Source organism: Sulfuricurvum sp. RIFOXYD12_FULL_44_77, assembly GCF_001830725.1.
In the GTDB taxonomy this organism is placed as follows: Bacteria; Campylobacterota; Campylobacteria; order Campylobacterales; family Sulfurimonadaceae; genus Sulfuricurvum; species Sulfuricurvum kujiense_A.
The window spans coordinates 1-1,007 of record NZ_MIBU01000225.1 but is presented as its reverse complement, the minus strand read 5'-3'; the positions used below and the strand labels follow the sequence as shown (position 1 = coordinate 1,007).

The window sequence follows — 1,007 nt, the reverse complement described above, 5'->3', positions numbered from 1 at the left end:
TGCGAGTGCAGGAGGATTTGGGTTTTCTCAAATGCTTTTCGAACACCTTAGTCAAAAGGGTGAAAAAACAGAGAAATAGACTAAATTAATAATGGTTTTTGCCGATATGGTATGTACATATCATAAACGTCTAACAAGGATTCACCATGATCTCAAGTGTGAACGGATCGCTGCTTAAAGCGACATATCAAGAACCGGCATTAAAGACCAAAGAGCAGGAGAAATCCACGCAATCTATTACCAAACAAGGTGACACAAGCCGAATCGAAGAGCTAAAAGCCTCTATCGAAAAAGGGGAATACCGTGTCGATATCGAAACGTTGGCCAAGCGAATTGCGCAAGAGCTGACCTAACCGTATAGGAGTTTATGATGTTGTCTTATCAGTTACAGAGTGCTATCAAAGATCTTGAGACACTCATCTCTTTATCACGCGATGATATCAATGATATCAAAGAGGCCAAGCACAATCCTCAATTTGACCGTTTGTCGATCAAAGAGGAAAAAATTAAAAGTTTTGAACAGAAAAAAGCGATGATTGATCGTGAAATATCAAAACTGATGACACAGCATCCGACGGCACCTCTCTCTGAACTCTTAGATAATGAACAACATCAACAACTCGATTCTCTTAAAGAACACCTCTCTCTTTTACGTGAAGTCAATCAGCAATACGCAAAAATGGTTTTGAGTGTAGGATCATTTTACAATACTCTGCTAGAGCGTTTAGTTCCGACGCAAATGCAGGGTTATCAAAAAGTGGCGACATCAGAAGCCTCGTTTTTGGAAATAAGAGCATAACATGGCCTCAATTTTTAACGCTTTACACATCGGTTACAGCGGCTTAAATGCAGCACAAATCGGGATCGATACGACCGGACACAATATCGCCAATGCCGAAACCGAAGGGTACTCGCGCCAACGTGTCGTTACCGCTGCGGCAAAACCGCTCAGTGTCGATCCGGGACAACGGGGCGGCGGAACTCAGATTACAGAAATCATACGTGTA

At 42.3% G+C, this 1,007-nt stretch carries 3 protein-coding genes; all 3 read left to right on the top strand.

All coding sequences use genetic code 11. The annotated features are described in order from the left end of the window. The first annotated feature begins 146 nt into the window (after positions 1–146). The gene (locus A2517_RS08100; RefSeq protein WP_294895913.1) at positions 147–353 is read left to right on the top strand and encodes a flagellar biosynthesis anti-sigma factor FlgM; all 207 of its coding nucleotides are present in this window, start codon (positions 147–149) and stop codon (positions 351–353) included. A gap of 14 nt (positions 354–367) precedes the next feature. Then, positions 368–799, top strand: coding sequence for a hypothetical protein (locus tag A2517_RS08095; protein WP_294895911.1), 432 nt, complete (start codon positions 368–370; stop codon positions 797–799). Between the two features lies 1 nt (position 800). After that, on the top strand, positions 801–1,007 hold a 207-nt coding region (locus tag A2517_RS08090), incomplete at its 3' end, for a flagellar basal body protein (protein ID WP_294895909.1).